The sequence below is a fragment of the Gordonia sp. WA4-43 genome (assembly GCF_020520305.1).
Lineage (GTDB): Bacteria > Actinomycetota > Actinomycetes > Mycobacteriales > Mycobacteriaceae > Gordonia > Gordonia hongkongensis.
The window spans coordinates 3,888,639-3,908,511 of sequence record NZ_CP084736.1; the positions used below are offsets into that span (position 1 = coordinate 3,888,639).

At 66.8% G+C, this 19,873-nt stretch carries 22 protein-coding genes, 1 tRNA gene and 1 pseudogene; 15 read left to right on the plus strand and 9 right to left on the minus strand.

Going from position 1 to position 19,873, the window contains the following annotated elements; translation table 11 throughout:
* Window positions 1–90: 90 nt before the first annotated feature.
* The 4 genes from LEL84_RS17515 (at window position 91) to LEL84_RS17530 (ending at window position 2,672) form a co-directional block, all read left to right on the plus strand.
* Entirely contained in the window at window positions 91–1,377 is a 1,287-nt protein-coding gene (locus LEL84_RS17515; protein ID WP_226512309.1) for a DNA polymerase III subunit delta', read from the plus strand.
* Window positions 1,378–1,424: 47 nt separating this feature from the next.
* On the plus strand, window positions 1,425–1,868 hold the full coding sequence (locus LEL84_RS17520) for an ArsR/SmtB family transcription factor (protein ID WP_226512310.1): 444 nt from the start codon (window positions 1,425–1,427) through the stop codon (window positions 1,866–1,868).
* Window positions 1,865–2,389, plus strand: a complete 525-nt coding sequence (locus LEL84_RS17525; RefSeq protein WP_226512311.1) for an SRPBCC domain-containing protein — start codon at window positions 1,865–1,867, stop codon at window positions 2,387–2,389. Before LEL84_RS17520 ends, LEL84_RS17525 begins: the two co-directional genes overlap by 4 nt.
* A gap of 103 nt (window positions 2,390–2,492) precedes the next feature.
* On the plus strand, window positions 2,493–2,672 hold the full coding sequence (locus LEL84_RS17530; RefSeq protein ID WP_226512312.1) for a hypothetical protein: 180 nt from the start codon (window positions 2,493–2,495) through the stop codon (window positions 2,670–2,672).
* A gap of 98 nt (window positions 2,673–2,770) precedes the next feature.
* Here LEL84_RS17530 and LEL84_RS17535 read toward each other — a convergent pair whose 3' ends face one another.
* The gene (locus LEL84_RS17535) at window positions 2,771–3,613 is read right to left on the minus strand and encodes an alpha/beta fold hydrolase (protein ID WP_226512313.1); all 843 of its coding nucleotides are present in this window, start codon (window positions 3,611–3,613) and stop codon (window positions 2,771–2,773) included.
* A gap of 154 nt (window positions 3,614–3,767) precedes the next feature.
* Here LEL84_RS17535 and LEL84_RS17540 point away from each other — a divergent pair, with 154 nt between their 5' ends.
* Both LEL84_RS17540 and LEL84_RS17545 read left to right on the plus strand, forming a co-directional pair.
* Window positions 3,768–4,328 (plus strand): TetR/AcrR family transcriptional regulator, encoded by a 561-nt coding sequence (locus LEL84_RS17540; RefSeq protein WP_226512314.1) that lies wholly within the window; start codon window positions 3,768–3,770, stop codon window positions 4,326–4,328.
* Window positions 4,329–4,438: 110 nt separating this feature from the next.
* A complete protein-coding gene (locus tag LEL84_RS17545) occupies window positions 4,439–5,155 on the plus strand; it encodes a phytanoyl-CoA dioxygenase family protein (protein ID WP_226514346.1) in 717 nt (238 codons plus the stop codon).
* Window positions 5,156–5,177: 22 nt separating this feature from the next.
* On the opposite strand, the gene LEL84_RS17550 is transcribed toward LEL84_RS17545, so the two are convergent.
* The 7 genes and pseudogenes from LEL84_RS17550 to LEL84_RS17580 form a co-directional block, all read right to left on the minus strand.
* Complete coding sequence (locus LEL84_RS17550) at window positions 5,178–6,332, minus strand: hypothetical protein (protein WP_226512315.1); 1,155 nt, start codon at window positions 6,330–6,332, stop codon at window positions 5,178–5,180.
* Window positions 6,333–6,440: 108 nt separating this feature from the next.
* Window positions 6,441–7,706, minus strand: a complete 1,266-nt coding sequence (locus LEL84_RS17555; protein WP_065630523.1) for a Fic family protein — start codon at window positions 7,704–7,706, stop codon at window positions 6,441–6,443.
* A 304-nt stretch (window positions 7,707–8,010) separates the two neighbouring features.
* A tRNA-Thr gene (locus tag LEL84_RS17560) sits at window positions 8,011–8,086 on the minus strand.
* An 84-nt stretch (window positions 8,087–8,170) separates the two neighbouring features.
* Window positions 8,171–9,022: an esterase/lipase family protein gene (locus tag LEL84_RS17565; RefSeq protein ID WP_065630522.1), complete on the minus strand. Its 852-nt coding sequence runs from the start codon at window positions 9,020–9,022 to the stop codon at window positions 8,171–8,173.
* A gap of 60 nt (window positions 9,023–9,082) precedes the next feature.
* Window positions 9,083–9,190, minus strand: a pseudogene (locus tag LEL84_RS17570) (VOC family protein); the annotation flags it as partial.
* 17 nt (window positions 9,191–9,207) lie between these two features.
* Window positions 9,208–9,750 (minus strand): helix-turn-helix domain-containing protein, encoded by a 543-nt coding sequence (locus LEL84_RS17575; RefSeq protein ID WP_226512316.1) that lies wholly within the window; start codon window positions 9,748–9,750, stop codon window positions 9,208–9,210.
* A gap of 49 nt (window positions 9,751–9,799) precedes the next feature.
* Window positions 9,800–10,381, minus strand: a complete 582-nt coding sequence (locus LEL84_RS17580; protein ID WP_226512317.1) for a hypothetical protein — start codon at window positions 10,379–10,381, stop codon at window positions 9,800–9,802.
* A gap of 223 nt (window positions 10,382–10,604) precedes the next feature.
* On the opposite strand from LEL84_RS17580, the gene LEL84_RS17585 reads away from it, so the two are divergent.
* The 7 genes from LEL84_RS17585 (at window position 10,605) to LEL84_RS17620 (ending at window position 16,292) form a co-directional block, all read left to right on the plus strand.
* Window positions 10,605–11,480, plus strand: coding sequence for a hypothetical protein (locus tag LEL84_RS17585; protein ID WP_226512318.1), 876 nt, complete (start codon window positions 10,605–10,607; stop codon window positions 11,478–11,480).
* Between the two features lie 41 nt (window positions 11,481–11,521).
* Complete coding sequence (locus LEL84_RS17590) at window positions 11,522–12,709, plus strand: hypothetical protein (protein ID WP_226512319.1); 1,188 nt, start codon at window positions 11,522–11,524, stop codon at window positions 12,707–12,709.
* Between the two features lie 18 nt (window positions 12,710–12,727).
* Window positions 12,728–13,213: a hypothetical protein gene (locus LEL84_RS17595; RefSeq protein ID WP_065630519.1), complete on the plus strand. Its 486-nt coding sequence runs from the start codon at window positions 12,728–12,730 to the stop codon at window positions 13,211–13,213.
* A 54-nt stretch (window positions 13,214–13,267) separates the two neighbouring features.
* On the plus strand, window positions 13,268–13,726 hold the full coding sequence (locus LEL84_RS17600) for an enoyl-CoA hydratase (RefSeq protein ID WP_226512320.1): 459 nt from the start codon (window positions 13,268–13,270) through the stop codon (window positions 13,724–13,726).
* Between the two features lie 670 nt (window positions 13,727–14,396).
* Window positions 14,397–14,858, plus strand: a complete 462-nt coding sequence (locus LEL84_RS17610) for an enoyl-CoA hydratase (RefSeq protein WP_413466988.1) — start codon at window positions 14,397–14,399, stop codon at window positions 14,856–14,858.
* Between the two features lie 6 nt (window positions 14,859–14,864).
* Window positions 14,865–15,572: a hypothetical protein gene (locus tag LEL84_RS17615; RefSeq protein ID WP_226512323.1), complete on the plus strand. Its 708-nt coding sequence runs from the start codon at window positions 14,865–14,867 to the stop codon at window positions 15,570–15,572.
* A 48-nt stretch (window positions 15,573–15,620) separates the two neighbouring features.
* Window positions 15,621–16,292, plus strand: coding sequence for a VOC family protein (locus tag LEL84_RS17620; protein ID WP_058251398.1), 672 nt, complete (start codon window positions 15,621–15,623; stop codon window positions 16,290–16,292).
* A 124-nt stretch (window positions 16,293–16,416) separates the two neighbouring features.
* On the opposite strand, the gene LEL84_RS17625 is transcribed toward LEL84_RS17620, so the two are convergent.
* Window positions 16,417–17,613: an NADP-dependent malic enzyme gene (locus LEL84_RS17625; RefSeq protein ID WP_226514347.1), complete on the minus strand. Its 1,197-nt coding sequence runs from the start codon at window positions 17,611–17,613 to the stop codon at window positions 16,417–16,419.
* 267 nt (window positions 17,614–17,880) lie between these two features.
* On the opposite strand from LEL84_RS17625, the gene LEL84_RS17630 reads away from it, so the two are divergent.
* Both LEL84_RS17630 and LEL84_RS17635 read left to right on the plus strand, forming a co-directional pair.
* Complete coding sequence (locus LEL84_RS17630) at window positions 17,881–18,546, plus strand: GntR family transcriptional regulator (RefSeq protein ID WP_065630510.1); 666 nt, start codon at window positions 17,881–17,883, stop codon at window positions 18,544–18,546.
* Window positions 18,543–19,805, plus strand: coding sequence for an MFS transporter (locus LEL84_RS17635; RefSeq protein ID WP_226512324.1), 1,263 nt, complete (start codon window positions 18,543–18,545; stop codon window positions 19,803–19,805). The genes LEL84_RS17630 and LEL84_RS17635 overlap by 4 nt, the downstream gene beginning before the upstream one ends.
* Window positions 19,806–19,873 lie beyond the last annotated feature (68 nt).

A 19,873-nucleotide genomic window follows, 5' to 3' on the forward strand; every position in this document is an offset into this window, starting at 1 on the left:
ACCACGGAGACCACGGTAGCTGGCTGCTTGCAATCGTTAAACACGGTTCCGCGCCTCAGGCGTGTCCGAACTGCGGATTAGGGTGTTGCTGTGACAAATGTCTTCGATCGGCTGACCGGGCAAGAGGCCATCGCCGACGATCTGCGGGCCGCCGCCCGGGCAGCGCGTGCTCTCGCGGCGAGGCTCGACGCGGGTGCGTCGGACGATCTGTTCCTCGCCGACGACGAGATCCCGGCCGTCGATGCGGGGTGGTCGCGGGCGTCGATGACCCACTCGTGGCTGTTCACCGGACCACCGGGCAGCGGTCGGTCGGTGGCCGCGCAGTGCTTCGCCGCGGCTCTCCAGTGTCAGGCGCCCGACGCCACGAACGTCGGTTGTGGTGAATGCCGGGCGTGCGTCACGGTGATGGCGAAGACCCACGCCGACGTCCGCCACGTCGTGCCGGAGGGGTTGAGCCTCGCCGTCGGCGCGATGCGGGACATCGTGCAGGCCGCCGCGCGCCGGCCGGGCACGGGACGCTGGCAGATCGTCATCGTCGAGGACGCCGACCGGCTCACCGAGCAGGCCGCGAACGCGCTGCTGAAGGTCGTCGAGGAGCCGCCGTCACGCACGGTGTTCCTGCTGTGCGCGCCGTCGGTCGATCCCGAGGACATCTCGGTGACCCTGCGGTCGCGCTGCCGGCACATCGCACTGGTGACGCCGACGACCGCCGACATCGAGCGGGTGCTCGTCGAGCGCGACGGTCTCGATCCGGAGCAGGCTCGGTGGGCGGCGTCGGTGTGTGGCGGCCACATCGGGCGCGCGCGTCGGCTGGCGACGGATCCCGAAGCGCGCACGCAACGCGAGAAGGCGCTCGGGCTGGCGCGTGCCGCCGCCCGCGACTCGACCGCCTATGCCGCTGCCGAGGAGCTCGTCCGGTCGGCCGATGAGGCCGCCAAGGCGATCAGTGCCGAGCTAGACGCGGCCGAGACCGAGGAGATGAAGACCGCGCTCGGGGCGGGCGGCACGGGCAAGGGCACCGCGCGGATGCCGCGCGGAAGTGCCGGCGCGCTCAAGGAACTGGAGAAGCGGCAGAAGTCGAGGGCGACCCGGGTCGGACGCGACGTCCTCGACCGTGCTCTGGTCGATCTCGCCGCGCTGTTCCGCGACGCGCTCGTCGTCGGCGTGGGCGCCCAGGTCACCGCGATGCATCCGGACAAGGCCGCCGACCTCGCGAACCCGCTCGCCGGCTACGCCAAGCCCGAGCAGCTGCTGCAGTGCGTCGAAGCCGTGCTCGCGTGCCGAGAGGCGCTCGACATGAACGTGAAGCCGAAGTTCGCCGTCGACGACATGGTCGCGCGGATCGGACTCGCGCTTGCGCGTCCGGTCGGGGCGTAGACAGCTCCACCCTTCCCTATTGGTAACTCGTGTGTTACCAATAGGACGTGGATGACTTCGAGGCGATCGCCGACCCGGTGCGTCGTGCGCTGATCGAGCGGCTCGCTCGCGGGTCGGCGCGCGTCGTCGATCTCGCGGCCGACCACCCGATCAGCCGACCGGCGATCTCGCGTCACCTTCGTGTGCTCGGCGAAGCTGGCGTGACGACGGCCGTCGACCACGGCCGGGAGCGGCATTACGAGCTGGCGTCCGGCGCGCTGGCCGGGGTCCGGGCGTGGCTCGACGCGGTGGACTCGGCGGTTGCGGGCTCGCACGCCGTGGACTCGCGCGCCGTGGACTCGCACGCCGTGCAGCCGAGATTCGATGAGCGTCATCTCGACGCGCTCGACCTCGAGGTGCGACGCACCGTGCGCGAGTTCGACGATGAGAAATCCGCGGACTCCCTTCTTGCACAGCCCGATTCAGGCAAACGACACAAGGAGACAGGATGACTGCGGACATCACGGCCACGGGCCGACGCGAGATCCGTGCGGGCGTGCCCCATGTGGTCCTCGAGCGGTCGTTCGCCGCGCCGATCGACGCCGTATGGGCGGCGATCACTGAACCTTCCCGGCTCGAACGCTGGATCGGCACGTGGGCGGGCGATCCGGCCGACGGGTTCGTCGACTTCCGGATGACCGCCGAGGGCGAGGACGTGGAGTCCGAACGGTTCACGATCCTGGAATGCGATCCGCCGGGCCGGCTGGTCGTCGAATCGAAGTCCCCGGCTCAGGACGGGGGTGAGGACGTGTGGCGGCTGGAACTGGACCTGGCCGAAGCCCACGGAACGACGACACTGAGCTTCGCCCAGGGACTGCCACGGGCCGACATGGCCGAGAACGTGGGCCCGGGATGGGAGTACTACCTCGACCGTCTGGTGGCGGCCGAGGCCGGCCGTAGCGTCGCCGAGGTCGACTGGGACGCCTACTACCCGGCGTTGTCGTCGTCGTACGCGGACCTGTTCCGGGACTGATCGGTCGCGCCCGGACTCCGATCGCCGAAGGGCGACGCGGGCCTCGACCTATCATGAGGTCACGGTCGCGTGCCGCGGCCGGACGATGAGCGAGGAGCGAGCGATGTCGGACTTCATCCGCAAGATCAAGGAAGATGCCAAGGCCGTCTCGGCCGCCATCGATCAGGAACTGACGGTGCTCGAGGGTGTCCCCGGCTACGACCCCCTCGCCGACAACAAGGACGCCGAGGCGTCCGACGAGACCGCCGACGATTCGGCGCCGGTGGAGGGCGAGTCGCGGTAGGGAAGCAGACGACAAACGACCGCCGGATGGAGAATCCATCCGGCGGCCGTCCTGCTGTCACGCGGGTGTGCTCGCTGGGCGAACTCACCCCGGGTCGCTCACTTCTGAACGAACCCCAGCAGCGCCTCGTTCACCTCGGCGGCGTGAGTCCACAGCAGGCCGTGCGGCGCATCGGGGATCTCGACGTACTCGGCGTCCGGAACGGCCTGGTGGAAGCGGCGTCCGGTGGCGTCGATCGGCAGGATGTTGTCGGCCGTGCCGTGCAGGATGAGGGTCGGCTTGCCCGAGTCGCGGACTGCGGCAACATCTTCGCGGAAGTCCTCGATCCAGGCGGGGACGACCGAGTAGGCGGCGACCGGCGCGCTGCCGACCGCGGTGTTCCAGTTCGCGTCGACGACCTCCTGGGTGATGCGGGTGCCGAGGTTGTCGTCGAGGTTGTAGAAGTCCTTGTAGAACTGCGTGTACCAGGCGTAGCGGTTCTCCTTGGCGGCCGCCGCGATACCGTCGAAGACGGACCGGTCGACGCCTTCGGGATTGTCGTCGGTCTTCACCAGGAACGGTTCGAGCGACGCCAGGAACGCGAACTTCGCGACCCGGTCGGTGCCGTGGTTCTTGGCGTAACGGGCGAGTTCGCCGGTGCCCATGGAGAATCCGACGAGGATGACGTCGCGGAGATCGAGCGTCTCCAGGACGGTGTTCAGGTCCGCGGCGAAGGTGTCGTAGTGGTAGCCGGTGCCGACCTTGCTCGACTTCCCGAACCCGCGACGGTCATAGGTGATCACGCGGTAGCCGGCGTCGATGAGCTCGCGCGCCTGCAGTTCCCAGCTGTTGCCGTCGAGCGGATAGCCGTGGATCAGCACGACGGCCTGGCCGGTGCCGTGATCTTCGTAGTACAGCTCGACGTCGGTGGAGTTCTCGGTGCCGACTTTGATGTAGCCCATTGCGATCACTTCTCTCTGTTGAGGCGACCCGATCGGGATCGGAATCGATGCGGCGGGCGGGAGAACGGTCGTTCTCGCCGGTGATTGCTACACTAGAGAACGATCGTTCCCCGCGCAACCCCCAAGCCGGGATCCGGCAGCAGAGGAGATCGAGGTGGCCGACGCCGTGGACCCGCGCGAGCAGGTGGTCCGTGCCGCTGACCGGCTGTTCAACGCGCACGGGGTCCACGCGGTGGGGATGGACAAGGTCCGCGATGCGGCGGGGGTGTCGCTGAAGAAGATCTACTCGATGTTCCCGTCGAAGGAGGCGTTGATCCTCGCGGTGCTCGACGATCGGACCCGGCAGTGGAACAGCGGGATCGCCGCCTGTGCGGAGGGGCTGTCGTCGCCGCGGGAGAGGCTGCTCGCCGTGTTCGACTTCTTGTTCCAGTGGTTCGGCACCGACGAGTTCCGCGGGTGCGCGTTCATCAACGCCTACGGCGAACTCGGGGCCGAGATGCCCTCGGTCGCCGCCGCGGTCCGTGCGCAGAAAGCTGATTTCCAGCGTTACGTCGCGGGTCTGGTGGCGGAGTTGGGAGGCCCCGACGGCCTCGGCGCGCAGCTGTCCATCCTCGCCGAGGGGGCCCAGACCACGGCGGCGATCGCGGGCTCGGCGCGTGCCGCCGACGATGCACGTGCCGCCGCCGAAGTCCTGATCGACCAAGCTCTCCGGTAGTCGATTCCAGAGGTATTGCGGCCGTGAGCTTCTCGACGCTTGGTGATCTGTCGCCCGCGGTGCGGCGAAAATCGCTCGCGGGAGACGCCCGATGGTGGGAGGCTGCGACGGTGATCGACGTCGACAGGTTCAGCGCAGACGGTTTCCTCAAGATCGAGCGTCCGTCGCTGCGCGAGGCCGCGGACCGGGCGCGGGCAGGATTGTGGGCTCAGCTGGGTCTGTCCGAGGACGACCCGGACGCCTGGACCGATCCGGTGCGCTGGGCGTCGGACATGGTGGGGGCCGGCCCATTCGGGTTGCTCGCGAACAGTCCGGAGCTGACCGAGGCGCTCGATGCGATCTGTGGCGTCGGCGGTTGGACACCGCGCGGCGCCCTGGGCAACATACCGGTCCGCTTCCCGCTGCCGCCGACGGTCGATGACCGCGGCTGGCACATCGACGCCAACACACCGCGCGAGGACGGATCGTGGGTGGTGAGTCGACGGCCCCACACCGTGCTGATCCTGACCCTGCTCTCCGAAGTCGGACCGACCGACGCACCGACACGCATCCGGGTGGGGTCACATCGCGACGCAGTCGCCGTCCTCGACGACGACGGGATGAGCCCCTTCGACGCCGGTCCGCTACTGGACGCCGCGAGTCGCGAGCGTCGCGTCGCTTACGCGACCGGCAGTCCCGGTGACGTCTACGTGGTCCATCCGTTCACCGTGCACGCGGCCGACGAACATCGTGGTGCGACTCCACGATTCATGGCGCAGGGGCCGGTGATGCTGACCTCGCCGTTGTCGCCCGACTCGGCAGCACCACTCGGGTCCGTGTTCGGTTGAGCAGTTGATCTACGACGACGGATCAGGCGGCGGATTCCGAGGATTCGCTGTCGGAACCACCGTGGTCGGAAGAGTCGCTGTCGTCGCCCGCGCCGGAGCTGTCACGGCTCGACGAGTCGGATCGCGAGTTGCCCGAGCCCTCGGACGGACCGTCGTCGCCCGCTTCGCCTGAGTCCGGTCCGGTGTCCCCGTCGTCTTCGACATCGGCGGACTCGGTCGGCAAGTCCTGGTCATCGTCGACCACGATGTCCCGCAGGGTTTCCCGGCCCACGTCCCGTGTCTCGACGGTGTTCCTGGGCGTCTCGGCATCGGCTCCGGCGTCGGATGTGGTGTCGCCACGGTCGGTGGTCGGCTCGATGGGCCGTCCGCGGGGTGGTTCGGTGACCTCCGGCTCGCTGCCCGTGCCGGCATCGGGACGTGGCGTCTCGACAGGGCGGTCCGTCCGGGGCGGGTCGACCTTCCATCCGATCGACTTCAGGAGTGCCGAGACGAGCGGGATGGTCTCCAGCCAGACTCGAATGCTCCACGGCCCGCGCGGATCCGACACCAGCACGATGACCGGCCCGTCGGTACCCGGCGGGGGCGGAGTCAGGCTGGTGCCGCCCTCGGGTACACCGGGCGCGCCGGGCCCGCCGGAGCCCTGGGCGTCGCCGGTGTAGACGACGAACGGACTGTTCGCGTCGAGTCCGGCGATGACGGTCATGACCGCCAGGTTCTGTTGCACCGCACGTTCTTTGAGTTCGTCGTCGAGCTCCGTCGACAACACTGCGCGGGTTCGGGGACCGCCGGCGATGATGGGTCCGACCGAGTGCGGAAAGTCGATGACCAGCGTTCTCGGTGTACCCGTGGAAGACAGGTCGCGTGTCATGGGAGCGGCCGGCCCGCCGGTCGGTGTCGCAGCGACGGACGGGGCGGCGGGGCCGCCGGCGCCCGGCGACAACGGGATCGGTTGGCTCCACCCTGTGGTCGATTCGGTGGCCACCTGGACGGTGTCCGGCGCGGCGAGAGCGTGGACCAGGGTGGTCACGTTGATCGAGGCGACCGCGGTCGGGATGACGGTGGCCAGCGAGAGCACGCCGAGGGTGAGGGAGGCGTTGGAGAGGCCCGAGGGTCGTCGAAGAGGACCGACGCCGTCGTTCTCGACGGCGCGTCGCGTGCCGCGCCGATATCCTGCCACCCCTGGGCCCCCTCTTTGTCGATCAGATATTAGACGACGAGTGGGCAGCTCGCTGTCGTCTGAATGACACAAATCGGGACATCTACTCGGAGGGTCAGCTACTGGAGATCACGGTCCTTCCAGATCCAGCAGCGCGGCCACCCGCTGGGTGAGCCGGAAACGCAGCGGTTTCCTCGTGACGGTCTCGATGATCCCGGCGTCGTCCAAGAGCTGGAGTCGCGGTCGGACGAACTGACTGGATCTTCCCAGCACGTCGGCCAGGGTGTTCGATCGGACGGCGCGGTTCACATCGAAGTAGTAGGCCTGGCCGAGGGTGTACAAGATCGCGCCGAAGTCGTCAGGACTTATCGGCGGTGACGACTCGCGGTCGAGCCCTACGCTGAGCGGAAACTGTTCGTCATCAACCAGATCGCGAAGGCGTGCCCTGAGCGCCTCGATCTTCTGCCGACGTTCGGAGAGGTCGAGCAGCAGCCGATGTTGTGCCTCGGCGATGATCTCCAACATTCTGATCAAGAAAGGCGTCAGATCCCCGCGATTCAGTGGATTCTCCACGTCCGCGAACGCGCGATAGTAACGGTCCTTGTTGTCGGCGACGGTCGCCGACAGCGCGAGGCTCGCGTACGGAGCGATCACCTGTCGGAGGTCGAGTGCGAGAAGGTAGCGCCCGGTTCGGCCGTTGCCGTCGTAGAACGGGTGCGTGTACTCGAAGATGAAGTGCGCAGCCACGGCCCTGATGAGTTGGGGGACCGAATCGTCGCGCGCCTGGCTCAGCATCAGGGTGAGCGCTGCGTCGATCGCTGACTCGGGCACGACTCCGGTATGCACGATCTTGGTCCCGGATTCGATCGATACCGGTCCCTGCCGGAACAGCCGCCCATCGGGAGCGTCTTCATCACGGATCTCTCCCGCGGTCACCGCGTCGTAGACAGCCCGGATGTCGTCCAGCGTATGCGGACTTTCGGCCTCGTCGTTGCCGATGTCGAGGTAAAGACGCGCCATCTCCGCGAAGCGCTTGTTTTCGATGGGTTGTCGCGCCCGGACGGCCCTGATCGCAGCACCGATCTCCTGTCGGGTCGAACGGACCTGTTCGATCTCGTTGGTCGCTTGGATTTCGTCGATGACCATGCGATGGAGATAGTGGGTCCGTGCTCGTCCTGGCAGATCTTTCCACTCGGACTGAATCTTCGGCTCAAAGCTCATGATTCGTTCGATCAGCACTGCGATCTCGGGGGTCAGCAGCGCGAACATCGGGTACTCGCCGATCATCAAGTCCCAGCGGAGGGCGGCGGGAGACTCGCGTCGGACCCGTTCCTCAGCGTCGGCGCCGACTTGATCGCGCTGGTGGAAGACGGACTTGAGCGTTCTGTATGACACTTGATCTATCTCCGCATCCATACGCAAAAGCGGGGTGGCCTGTATGGCCTATGTTATACAGAGACGGAGATAGATAAAATAAGGAACAGTCGGAGTGGCCTCTATTGTTCCAATGGTGCCCAGGGCTGCGTTCGCAGGGTCGGTCGACGGGGGTCGCGCACCGCGGGGCTGCCACACGCCCGCCTGTTCATGGTTGAACGAGTGAACTAAACGGCCTGCGGTCAGTGCGTCGAGGCGGCCGCGCGGCGGATTTCTGACGACGCAGGGGTGGGCCAGAACCGAGGCATGAGTGGCCGGGAGGAGATGGAGCCGCCCAGGGGAATCGAACCCCTGACCTATTCATTACGAGTGAATTGCTCTACCGACTGAGCTAGGGCGGCGTGCTACGCGAGGCAGCGCAGACGAGTCTAGCGAGGGACGGGGGCACGAACAAAACCCGGGTCGTCGAAGCCAGAGGGCCCAGGTCAACCCGGGAAGTCGGAACCGCAGACGACCGGCACCCGACGCTGCGGATCGAGTGCGTTGCGGACGAGCGCAGCGACGGTCGGGGAGTAGGCCATCCCGACGTGACCGATCTTCGACGCCGGGCACACGTCCTGGATCACCGTGTTGGTGATGTTGGGGCCGGGCGGCATCAAGGTCACGGTGTACGGCGTCGAGATCTCGTCGAATCGCGTCGCGAGGTTCACGTATCGGATCGAGCGATGCGTCGGACCCCAGTAGCTCTGACCGGGGGCACGGGCCGGTAGGCGGTCGGTGATCGACCCGACGCGGGAGTATCCCCGGTTCGACGCGGACAGCCCGACGATCGTGCCCACCTGTTCGGCGCGTCCGGGCAATTGGGTGACGAGCTGTGCGATCGCGCCGCCCTGGCTGTGGCCGACGACATCGACCTTCTGGGCACCGGTGGCAGCCAGAACCCGTCCGACGAAAGCCGGGACCACACGGGCGGACTGCTCCTTGTTGCCCAGGCCGCCGGTGTTGCCGCTCCAGCTCGTCTGGCCGTAGGTCAGGCTGAACACGCAGTACCCCGCGTTGGCCAGGGTCGGCGCGAGATACGCCCAGTTGGCGCTCTGGTTCATGGCGGTCGCGTGCAATAGCACGACCGGATTGCGTCCGTCCCGGTCGCGGCAGCCGAAGCGGTTGGCGCCGGCGGGCGACTCCGATGCCGGACTCAGGTAGCGAGTGGCGATGGCGGTCGGCGCATCAGTGATCACCGGGAACGGCGCGGCGTTCGCGCTTCCGGCCACGAGGCACAAACCTGCGGCGGCTAGCGCGAGCACAGCCGCCGTGACTCCGGATCGGATGCTGTTCATGGTCGGATTGTCGCCGACGACGCGGCGACGCGACCCGCGATTGCCGGAACGCCGGGCGGTCTAGGCGAGTACCTCGGCCAGTTGCGTCAGGCGAACACTGTTTCCCGACGGGTCGCGGAAACCCGCGTCGATGCCGTACGGCCGTTCTTCGGGTGTCTCGGTGAACTCGGCGCTGGCGATGCGAATCATGTTGTCTTCCTTCGCTTGGGGGATGCTGCGGTGGTGAGATCAACGTAGGTCGCTGCGGCCGTCGAGGTCTTCTCCCCGTGTGCTGTCCTCACCTGGCCCGTCGCATGTTGCGTCCCTTTCCGGGGGTTGCTCGTCCGGCTCGTCGGCGCCGGGCGCGAGTAGACGCGCAGAACGCATGCCGGTATCCGTGCGTACGTGGAGGCGGGTGGGAACGAATCCCGATATGCGGTCGGCGTCTTGCCGAATGCGCGAGTGAAGCTCGTGGTGAACGAACCGACACTGGAAAGACCCACCGCCATGCAGATGTCGGCGACGGTACGGTCTGTCGTTCGCAGCATGGCCGCTGCCCGTTCCAGTCGTCGAGTCTGCAGATACGCGTGTGGCGACTGTCCGTATGCGGCTGCGAAGGCCCGCGAGAAGTGGGCGCGGGACAGTTTCGCCGCGGCGGCCATGTCGTCGACCGTCAGCGGCTCGGCGAAGCGCACGTCCGCGAGATCCTTGGCGCGCAGAAGGTGACGGGCCGGGTGTGCGCTGGGCATGAATTGATGATGCCCACGTCGACATGTCGCCGTCGGATGTTCGGTGACCTCAGTCGCGGTCGCGACGCCGAAACTCGACGCCGCGCGGCGACAGTTCGTACCCGACGACGAGGCTGTCGGTCAGCCCGAGCTTCTTGAGCTTGGTGATGTCCTGCTTCAATCCTGCTCGTTCCCTGCCGAGTTCGGCCGCGAGGTCGGTCGACACCACGCCCGGGCGGCGCGCGATGAGGTCGAGGGTTTCTCGGGTCCACGGCCCGTTCTTGGACCGGGCGTCCATCCGGTCGAGGCGGGTTCGGATCTCGTCCACGTCCGCGTCCGCGAGATCATCGTCGGCGCGCAGGGCGATCCGTGGGTCCTCGCCGATGCACTGCAGTCCGATGCGGTAGGTCGGATTGTGGACGTTGACGCAGAGGGCGGCCCGGACGGCGTCGGCATCGTCGTATCCTGCGCGCCGCGCCTCGTCGCGCGTGATCCGCTCGGGGTCGACGCGTTCCAGCGACGTCACCTCGATGACGTGAGTCAGCGCGATGAAGCTCGAGCCGGGATGTATGCGCGGATGGCCCCATCGCCGGAAGGCGAGGTCGACGGTTCCGTCCGCGACCCCGCGGGCGACTGCGGCCGTGAGAAGCACACTCGCGACCCTAGTCAGCGCGGCATCTGTGTGCATGAATTCGCAGCGCAGGATCGTCTGTCACCTCTGTGGATGACAGCTGAGAAGGTCCTGAGAGCTGTTGTAGGGTGTCCCGAGGTCAGCGACGGCATATGCCGACGTCATCGGGGGACCCCCTGCGTCGTGCCGTCGTTGAGCGCAACTTCACGACGACATGATCACCGGCCGGGGGGAGGGATCTTTGGTGCCGCCGCGCGCTTCCGCACTGTGGTTCCCCGACGTCCCGCCGTCGCCCGCTTCCGACGCGACGCCAGCCGCCGATCTGGCCGCTCACCTGGCCCGATACCGCTCCGTCGGCCCAGCTCAGGTGGCCCCGCAGCCGTCCGTGGTGGCTGTTCTCGAGCGTCCACTTCCACAGCTCGAGGAGCCGATCCGCCCGGTGGTCGCCGTACCGCAGGTCGTCGCGCCTCGCCCGGCGTCGGAGCTCGACGCGTTCCTGGCGGAGGCGGAGAAGTCGGTCCGTGCGAAGCGGAAGAGCGGATCGGCCGCACGCGGTGAGACGCCCGCACGTCTCGGTTCGCCACTGCGAATCGCAGGTGCGGCAGCAGCGATTCTTGTGATTGTCGCCACAGCCTTGGGTGTGGTCCTGACGCGCGGCGGCGAGTCCGAATCGACGACGGCATCGACGTCCACCGCTGACGCCTCTGATTCGCTGTTGCCATCCACGTCCGCTGTGGCGAGCGAGCCCGCCTGTACGCAACGCCCGGTGGGGGCGGGGACGACGGTGTCCGACGGCGACGATGCCGGTGATCAAGAGTCCGGCGCCGGCGCGATCCGCGCCTTCAACCACGCCTACTACGTTCTGCGCTCGGCGAGGGCGGCACGGGCGGTCGCGGCGCCGGGCGCGGTGGCCTCCGAGTACGTGATGCAGCAGTACATCAACCAGCGTCCCATCGGTACCCGGCACTGTCTGACGGTCGCCGAGCGCGGCCCGGGCGAGTACTCGGTGGTGCTCACCGAACTGCAGCCCGACGCGGCGCCCATCACCTACCGCCAGGTCATCCGCACGACGACCATCGGCGGAAGGTCCTACATCCAGTCCATTCGATCAGTTGAGTGAGATCTCGCCCGCCGTGGGCGCACCAGAGAGGTAGTCGAGTAATGAGTCATAGTCGGGGTCGGCACCGGAAGCGTCGGGTGCCGAGTGGTCCATTGCTGTCGGTGACATCGGCGGTGGTCGCAGCGTCGATCACTGCGGGCGCGGGAGCGGCGTTTGCGGTGCCGGAGCAGGGGGGCACGAGTCCGGGTGACACGGCGCCGGGGCAGGGTGGCACGAGTCCGAGCGATGTGTCGCCGGATGGTGGTGCCGGTGCTGAGGCCACGGTCGAGCCGGTCGTGGTTCCGGGGCCGGGCAGTATTCCGGGGCCGCCGGTGGAGGCGCCGTATCAGGCGTACACCGCGCCTGGGTCGTATTCGTATGACGAGCCCTACACTCCGTTGATCAACAATCGGGTGGCTCCGCGGGTTGCTCCGCCGGTTCGGCCGATCGCGCCGCCGCCGGAGAAGATCCGTGTGGGCAACTTCGTCACCGACATTCCGGAGGGGATGTCGAAGCGGGATGTGAACTCGATCAATGCGTGGTCGGCGTACGGCGAGGCGAAGATTGCGCAGGGTTTGATCTCTGCTGGTGTTCCTGAGGACGAGGCGACTCGTCGCGCTGCCGCCACGATCATCGGCGTCATGGCCGGCGGCACGGCTGGTGCTGTCGCGCTTGGTATTCCGTCGGCGGTTGTGGGCGCGGGAGTTGGTGCGGGAGTCGGGGCGTTGATCGGCTCCGCGTTCCCGCCGCAGCCGTTTCAGACGGGTGTAGGTGCACTAATCGGTGCCGGGGTTGGAGGTGCCGGGGCTGGCGCTGCAGGCGCAATAGTCGGTTTCGCCATCGGTGGGACTGCTGGCGGAGCCCTCGCGTATGCGCTTGGCGCGGGTGACCCCGGCGCGAACCCGGATGAGCCATGGAATCAGAACGGTCCACGGCACGCGCTCCCGCAGCCTGATGGGCCGAATCAGTTTGAATTCCACCTGACAGCAGATCGCGCGCGCAGCGCGGGGTTGCCAGCCGTCGACTATGTCGTCAACCATCGTGGCGACGTTGACGCAAGAATAGGGGCTTCGACCTTCAAATGGTCGGGAGCGCAAGCTCGGTCACCCTATGTAGTGTTCGGCCCGCAGACTGAGAAGTCGGTACGCGACTGGACTCGCGCACAGTCCGACAGCCTGAAGAACGCGGTCCCTGGAAGTGACGTCTTGTGGCCGGCTGAGGTTGGCAACTCTTCAGCCGAACATCACTGAGAACAAGGGCCTTTGAATATGAAACGTCTGTTGTGTGTAGTGATCGGCCTTGTCGTCGTGTCCGCGGGTGTTGTCGTCGGAGTTGGGAAAAGCGATGCTGCACCACAGTTGCCACGCATAGGTATTACCGGCGACACCATGGGAACCTTTGGCGATCATTCCTACTGCAGAGGAGTCCTGCACGTGGGCTTGACTGCCGCCCCATCCAAGCCCGGGGTCGTCCGGGTCACCCTCACGTCTTCTGGCTTCACAGGAAACGGTCCGAGTTGGAAGCGGAAGCCGGTGTGCAAGCTTCTGATCGGCACAGTGCATACGAGCATCGAGGCGTATGCCAAATGGAACTTCTTTAACGCCGATTTTGGACCGCGCCGCGGACAGAAGGTGGTCCACGACATCAGGACCGGGTCCGGTCTTGTTCAGTTCCAGGCCGTCTCGTATGCGCGCAACAACCCCGTTCGCGTCATGCAGTCCTACGGAGTGTCGCACTACATGTTGGTCCCGTAGCTTACGAAGTGAGTTGAGTTTCTGATGTCAAGATGTATTGCAGTTGCACTGACGGTGGCTGTAGCAGCGCTGACCGGGGTGATCGCTGGTCCAGGAGATGTCAACGCGGCGCCCGAACTGCAGAGAATCTCGGTCAGCGGCAACCAATTTGCTACGGTGGGCAACCATTCATTCTGCAACGGTGTACTACACGTCAGTCTCACCGCAGCGCCCAGGGAGCCGGGAGTTGTCCGCGTCTCGCTCACGTCTCGCGGATTTACCGGCCAGGGGCCGAGTTGGAAGCGGAATCCGGTGTGCAAGCTGTTGGTCGGCACGGTGCACACCAGTGCGATTGGGTACGCGCAATGGAACTTCTTCAATGCCAATTTTGGTCCGAGGCGTGGGCAGAAGGTGGTTCACGAGGTCAGGACTGGGTCGGGAGTGGTCGAGTTTCTGGTGTCGACGTATGCCCGTAACAACCCGATTCGTCTGAGGCAGTCGGTGGGCGTGTCGTACTACATGCTGGTTCCTTGACGAACCCAGCGAAAACTGACGATCTAGTACGCCGCACCGCGCCGACAAGATATTCGGTGCGTGCTCACAGATGGGTGGCGCACCGACGCGGGGCCACTTCCAATTTTTGATCCGAATCGAATAGTGAGGGACGAATGAATAAACTCATGGTCTTTATGGTCGTGCTTGTCTTGGCAAGTATCGCTACGGTTGCTGGCGGTGGTCACTCAACCGCAGCCCCTATTCCCCAGCTATCAACGACCGGGAACAATTTCGGCACCTTTGGTGACCACTCCTTCTGCCGCGGAGCTGTCAACATCGGTCTCGATGCGCCGGCAGGGAAGCCCGGCGTGGTTCGAGTAACTGCACGGTCGCACGGCTTCACAGGCGACGGCCCGGGATGGAAAAAGAATCCGAGGTGTCGAGTCCTTTTTGCGACAACGTACACGAGCGGTCGAGGACTCAACATTCAGAAGTGGGTGAGAGCTGGCTTCGGGCCGCGACACGGTGAGAGCAAGACTTGGGACGTCCATACGGGTTCGGGTGTAGTCGTATTCGGCGTAACTGCCTACTCGACTAACAGCCCGATCGCCTCACCCCAGTCGTACGGGGCGGGTTTCTACCTGTTGGTCCCGTAACTGAGCGCCCGCAGAAGGTAAGGAGGGATCAAGTGAAACGATTACTCGCGACTATGTTTGTCGGCCTTATCGTTGGCGCGTTGTGCATGGCGGGCGTCAGTCAGGCGTCTGCGGCTCCGATTCCCCAGGTTTCGACCACCGGCTACAACTTCGGGATATTTGGCGACCACTCCTACTGCCGGGGTGCGGTCAACGCGACTGTGGATGCGCCGAAGGGTAAGCGGGGTGTAGTCAGGGTCACGGTGCGGTCGCACGGGTTCACCGGGGCTGGGGCGAGTTGGAAGCGTAATCCGAATTGCCGAGTGCTGTTTGGGAACTACTACACCAGCGTGCGGGGTTACAACCTGGAAAAGTGGGTTACCGCAACGTTCGGCCCGCGTCCGGGTGAGAAGAAGGTTTGGGAGATCAACACCGGCTCAGGTCCAGTCAGCCTTGGGTTCGGTGGGTTTTCCACCAATAGTCCTGTTCGAGTCCCTTCCGGCTACGGTTCGACCATCTACATGCTCGTTCCTTGACCCCTGATGACCAACCCGACCACTCCACGCGACGGCGACCCGCAGGCCTGGGCCGAGCGGGCCGTCGTCGTGTGCGGGACTGCGGGAGGCGTTGGCACGTCGGTTGTCTCGGCGCTGCTCGCGGAGCATCGGGCGTCGTCGACGCTCGGCCTTCTCTCGTGGTGGGTGGATGCGTCGGGGAACGACTGCGACATCGAGCTGCGGCTCTGCGGGTCGGGTAACCCCGAACTGTTGCGCACGGCGTCGGGCACGGGTCTGTGGCTTCCGCCCGAGGAGGCGACGGTCACCGACGCCGTCGTCGAGACGTGGCGGCAGGGCGCGGTTCCCGTCGTCGACGCCGGCGCGCATCCGCTCACGCTGCTGCCCGAACTCGCCGAAGACGACCTCCCGAATCTCACCCCGGTACTCGTGATCGCGGCGCGACCCGACCTGCTCAACCGCGCCCGGGTCGTCTTCACCGAATGGGACCGGGCCGGGGTGCTGGAGAAGACCATCGTCGTCATCTCCGCCCAACTACCGGCCACCCATCAGGTTGGCCTCGCCGACATGCTGGTGAACGTGGTGTCCGGTGCGGTCGGCGGAGTCATCGGGCTCGACTACGACCCGGTCATCGGCGCCGGCACCGCCCTGGACCTAGAGGCGCGCCGCGGGTTCCTGCCGGCGACGCACCAGTCGATCGCGACACTGGCCGCGGCGACCACCAACAGGCACTGAGGCGCGCCCCCTTTCGCAATCCACCGGAACGGGGCAGCATGGGGCGACATGACCGGGTCCACTCGCTCACCGCTCACCACCGCCGAGGCCGCCGAGATGGTCGCCGATCCCTGGCGTGTCATCGCCGACCGACTCGCCGCCGCCTACAACACCGGATCGATGGTGCGGGGCGGTGAATTCGTCGCCAAGATCATCGACGCCGCCGAAGAGGCGAACCACCACCCCGACATCGACCTGCGCTACGGCACGGTGCATCTCGTGCTCACCACGCACAGCGCGCACCAGCTCACCGAAGCCGATGTCGCGCTGGCGAACCGGATCACCGGCATCGCCGCCGACCTCGGCCTCGAGCCGGTGTCCGCACCCGTCACCCAGTTCAACCTCGCCATCGACGCCCTCGACATCCCGGCCATCAGGCCCTTCTGGAAAGCCGTCCTGGGCTACGGCGACGCGGCCGATCGCGAACCTGTCGACCTCGTCGATCCGGCTGGGCGCCTACCCAGCGTTTGGTTCCAGCAGATGGACGAACCTCGTCCCCAGCGGAGCAGGATGCACGTCGACCTGTGGATCCCGACCGACGAACTACACGAGCGGCTGCAGTCGGCCATCACCGCCGGCGGCCAACTCCTCACCGACGAGTACGCCCCGGCCTTCTGGGTCCTCGCCGACGCCGAGGGCAACGAGGTGTGCCTGTGCACCTGGCAGGACCAGAACTACTGATCAATCGGGGTGGTGAGTGACGCCGCCGAACTGCTGAAAACCACCCTCCACAGGCGGACCGACGACAAATTGCCGTCGGCGCCCTCCTGGAGGGTGGTTTTCAGTCGAGATCGAAGCCCTACGGCTAGGAGCAGTGCCCCTCGGCGCGGGCGACGTCGGCGACGGCGGCCGCGACCGCCGGGGCGACCCGGTCGTCGAGCGGGCTGGGCACGATGCGGTCGGCGCGCAGGTCGTCGGCGACGACCGAGAAGATGGCTTCGGCCGCAGCGATTTTCATGCCCTCGCTGATGCGTCGTGCACCGGCGTCGAGCGCACCCTTGAAGACGCCGGGGAAGGCGAGCACGTTGTTGATCTGGTTCGGGAAGTCGCTGCGCCCGGTCGCGACGATCGCCGCGTACTTCGCGGCGGCCTCCGGATGGATCTCCGGGTCGGGGTTCGACAGGGCGAAGACGATCGAATCGTCGTTCATCGACGCGATGAGCTCTTCGGGGATCAGACCTGCCGACACACCGATGAAGACGTCGGCGCCGGCGAGGGCCTCGACCGCGCCACCGGTCAGCCCGCGCGGGTTGGTGCGCGACGCCAGTTCGCTCTTCGACTCGTTCAGGCCGTCACGTCCCGCAGACACGATGCCCTTGGAATCCAACACGACGACATCGGAGATGCCCACTGCCAGAAGGATGTTCGCGCACGCGACACCCGCGGCACCGGCGCCGGAGATCACGACCTTCAGGCCGGCGAGATCGCGGCCGAGGTGGGTCGTCGCGCCCTTGAGGGCGGCGAGGACGACGATCGCGGTTCCGTGCTGGTCGTCGTGCATGACCGGGCAGTCGAGCGCCTCGATGACGCGGCGCTCGATCTCGAAGCAGCGCGGCGCGGAGATGTCCTCGAGGTTCACGGCGCCGAAGCTCGGGCGGAGTCGGATCAGGGTCTCGACGATCTCGTCGGGATCCTGGGTGTCGAGAACGATGGGGATCGAGTTGAGTCCGGCGAAGCTGCGGAACAGTGCGGACTTGCCCTCCATGACCGGCAGCGAGGCGCGGGGACCGATGTCGCCGAGTCCGAGGACCGCAGAGCCGTCGCTCACCACGGCGACCAGGCGATCGGTCCAGGTGTACTTGTTCACCAGGGTGGCATCGGTGTCGATCGCACGCGACACCTGGGCCACACCCGGGGTGTAGGCGATCGACAGGTCGCGCTGGGTGTCGATGGGTGCGCGCAGCTCCACCGAGAGCTTGCCGCCGACGTGGGCCAAGAAGATCTCTTCGTCGGTGATGGGCTGGTCGGCGATCGTGGGTTCGGTGTAGGGGGTCTCACCCATACGTGTGTCCTCCGTGCTCGTCACGGGTCCTCCTGAAAAGCCGCGAAAATGCGGGTTGCATCGTCTCGCCGGCCACGCTGCCCGCGAGCTAGAAGTGATCCGCATCGACGCGAGCAGGTGGGCTCAGCGGACGCGGGCCGGGCTCGTGTGAGCGGGGTGACGCTCGTTACGGCCGGATTAAGTGTCTCACCGTCTGGGATCGTTCCGGAAGGTGGGTCGGCCCAGGTGAAGTGTCCAATGATCATTGATAAGGTACAACTTGTGTCTATGTTGCATGCGACCTCCGAATCCGCTGCTGAGCGGGTATATGTCGAGGTCAAAGAGCAGATTCTCACAAACGCGATCGCCGGCGGTGAGCTGATCAGCGAGGGTGAGATCGCCGCGAAGTGCTCGGTGAGCCGTACGCCGGTGCGCGAGGCGTTCCTGCGGTTGGAGACGGAAGGCTGGATGCGTCTCTACCCGAAACGGGGAGCCCTCGTGGTCCCTATCGGTGAGCGCGAGATCCGCGACGTCGTGGACGCACGCCTGCTCCTCGAACGGCACGCGGTGCGTGCGGTCGTCGGTCGGCCGGGCGCGGTGGCCGGACTCGTGCGGAGTCTGCGCGCCAACCTCGACGCCCATCGTCGGTCCGACGCCTCGGACATCCGAGAGTTCTCCCGCATCGACGCCGAGTTCCATCAGCTCATCGCCGCCGCCGGCGACAACGCATTGCTGTCCGGCTTCTACACCACGCTCGGGGAGCGGCATCGACGGATGACGACGGCGTCGGTGCACCGGGACGCGAGTGTCGCGGCCCGAATCCTCGACGACCACCGCGCGCTCCTCGACGCGATCGAGTCCGCCGACGCCGAACGTTTCGACACCCTGCTCGCCGGCCACCTCGTCGCGGTTCACGATCTACCCGGGCACGACCTCCCCGGGGCACCGGCATGAGCGCCGACCGCGCGCGCTTCGGATGGCCCGCCGTCGCGCTCGCCGTGTTCGCCACCGCGTGGGGCGGCAACGAATTCACGCCGCTGCTGGTCATGTACCGGGAGATCACCGACATGTCGCCGGTCGTCGTCGACGCGTTGCTCTTCGCCTACGTCCTGGGCATCGTGCCCGCCCTGCTGATCGGCGGCCCGTTGTCGGATCGGCTGGGCCGACGGCCACTCATGCTGCCCGCCCCGCTGTTCGCGGCGGTCGGCTCGGGACTGCTGGCCGCGGGCTCGGAGTCGGTGGCACTGCTGACCGCCGGGCGGGTGTGCAGCGGCATCGCGCTGGGTCTCTCGATGGCCGTGGGCGGGAGCTGGATCAAGGAACTCTCGGACCGAGACGGTGCGCGGACGGGTGCCGGCGCCGGTCGCGCGGCCATGAGTCTCACCGCCGGCTTCGGCGTCGGCGCCGGGGTGGCCGGGGTGCTCGCGCAGTGGGGGCCGTGGCCGCATGTGCTGCCGTACCTGATCAACATCGCCGTCGCGGTCGTCGCGACGAACCTGATCGTGCTGGTGCCGGAGACACGTCCCAGACAAGACTCGCCGGGGCGTCTGCGTGACGACCTGCGCATCCCGTCCGCGGGCCATCGTCGTTTCCTGTTCGTCGTGCTGCCACTGGCGCCCTGGGTTTTCGGTGCCGCCGCATCGGGTTACGCGATCGTCCCCGCCCTCATGTCCGCCCGCACCGCGGGAGCGCCGATCGCGTTCGCCGGCCTGTGCTGCGTCCTCGGCCTGTCCGCCGGTTTCGGCATCCAGTCGTTGGGTCGGCGGATCAACCGGCCGGGGAGTCTCCGCGGTGTCGTCGTCGCCTTCGTGGTACTCGTGGCCGGAATGGTCCTCGCGGCCGTGGCGGCACACGTGCTGACCGTCTGGGTCGCGCTCCTGGCGTCGACGCTGCTCGGCTGCGGATACGGCATGGCGATGATCGTCGGCCTGCTAAAGGTGCAGCGCATCGCCGGACCCGACGACCTCGCCGGGCTCACGGCCGTGTTCTACGGCGTGACCTACCTCGGCTTCGGGGTTCCGGCGGTTCTGGCCTGGATCTCGGAGAGCTGGCCGGCGATCACCTACCCGGTCATGTTCGGCTTCGGCGCCGTCGCCGCGATGATGAGCCTGATCGTCGCTCTCCTCGGACATAGTCGCCACGGTGCGCCCGTCGACGAACCCGGTACCGCCGCGATGGCGGGCTCGGCCGCCGGGGCCGCCCGCACACGGTGACGCGTCGTCGATCGACCACCCGGTAACCTGCTGAGAGTTTGATCAGGCACCGCGCAGTGACACCGCGG

Bases quoted from the DNA above. Each gene is read 5' to 3' on its own strand.
- LEL84_RS17525 (WP_226512311.1), top strand. From the start codon at position 1,865: ATGACTGCGGACATCACGGCCACGGGCCGACGCGAGATCCGTGCGGGC.
- LEL84_RS17530 (WP_226512312.1), top strand. From the start codon at position 2,493: ATGTCGGACTTCATCCGCAAGATCAAGGAAGATGCCAAGGCCGTCTCG.
- LEL84_RS17535 (WP_226512313.1), bottom strand. From the start codon at position 3,613: ATGGGCTACATCAAAGTCGGCACCGAGAACTCCACCGACGTCGAGCTG.
- LEL84_RS17565 (WP_065630522.1), bottom strand. From the start codon at position 9,022: ATGAACAGCATCCGATCCGGAGTCACGGCGGCTGTGCTCGCGCTAGCC.
- LEL84_RS17575 (WP_226512316.1), bottom strand. From the start codon at position 9,750: ATGCCCAGCGCACACCCGGCCCGTCACCTTCTGCGCGCCAAGGATCTC.
- LEL84_RS17590 (WP_226512319.1), top strand. From the start codon at position 11,522: ATGAGTCATAGTCGGGGTCGGCACCGGAAGCGTCGGGTGCCGAGTGGT.
- LEL84_RS17595 (WP_065630519.1), top strand. From the start codon at position 12,728: ATGAAACGTCTGTTGTGTGTAGTGATCGGCCTTGTCGTCGTGTCCGCG.
- LEL84_RS17610 (WP_413466988.1), top strand. From the start codon at position 14,397: ATGTTTGTCGGCCTTATCGTTGGCGCGTTGTGCATGGCGGGCGTCAGT.
- LEL84_RS17615 (WP_226512323.1), top strand. From the start codon at position 14,865: ATGACCAACCCGACCACTCCACGCGACGGCGACCCGCAGGCCTGGGCC.
- LEL84_RS17620 (WP_058251398.1), top strand. From the start codon at position 15,621: ATGACCGGGTCCACTCGCTCACCGCTCACCACCGCCGAGGCCGCCGAG.
- LEL84_RS17625 (WP_226514347.1), bottom strand. From the start codon at position 17,613: ATGGGTGAGACCCCCTACACCGAACCCACGATCGCCGACCAGCCCATC.
- LEL84_RS17630 (WP_065630510.1), top strand. From the start codon at position 17,881: ATGTTGCATGCGACCTCCGAATCCGCTGCTGAGCGGGTATATGTCGAG.
- LEL84_RS17635 (WP_226512324.1), top strand. From the start codon at position 18,543: ATGAGCGCCGACCGCGCGCGCTTCGGATGGCCCGCCGTCGCGCTCGCC.